General features: G+C 25.4%; 1 protein-coding gene. It reads right to left on the reverse strand.

Going from position 1 to position 421, the window contains the following annotated elements:
* Positions 1 to 77 precede the first annotated feature (77 nt).
* Entirely contained in the window at positions 78 to 383 is a 306-nt protein-coding gene (locus tag H4O21_RS28230) for a hypothetical protein (protein ID WP_130962368.1), read from the reverse strand.
* Between the last annotated feature and the right edge of the window lie 38 nt (positions 384 to 421).

The following is a 421-nucleotide window of genomic DNA, read 5'->3' on the forward strand; positions in this document are numbered from 1 at the left end:
GTATTTTGATTGAGCAATTGTTGTGGTTTTGCAGGAAATTAAAAATGCTAAACACATCATTGATATATATAATTTCTTCATTGGATATTTTTTTTAAGTGAATATATTTTATTAAAAATTAGTAAGTAAAGTGGAACAGCACAGATAATACATCCTATCGAAATTGCATTGGCATCTATTTTTGATTCTTGTTGTAAGTAAAAAAACAGAACGAATCCAGAAACGACTAAAAACCAATTTATTATAGAGGTTTCGTTAAATAAATTAGGACGCTGTTTTTTTTGTTCCAGATTCAATTGTTGAATAATTTGATAGTTAAAATTCTCATTTCCAGTCGTTTTAAGATGTTTCTTTAATACCTGTTTTATCGTATTGTCTTCCATTTTAATTATATTATGTATTGTAAATTTCTTTTAACTTG

This window comes from Oceanospirillum sediminis (genome assembly GCF_014164585.1).
Classification (GTDB): domain Bacteria; phylum Pseudomonadota; class Gammaproteobacteria; order Pseudomonadales; family Halomonadaceae; genus Oceanospirillum; species Oceanospirillum sediminis.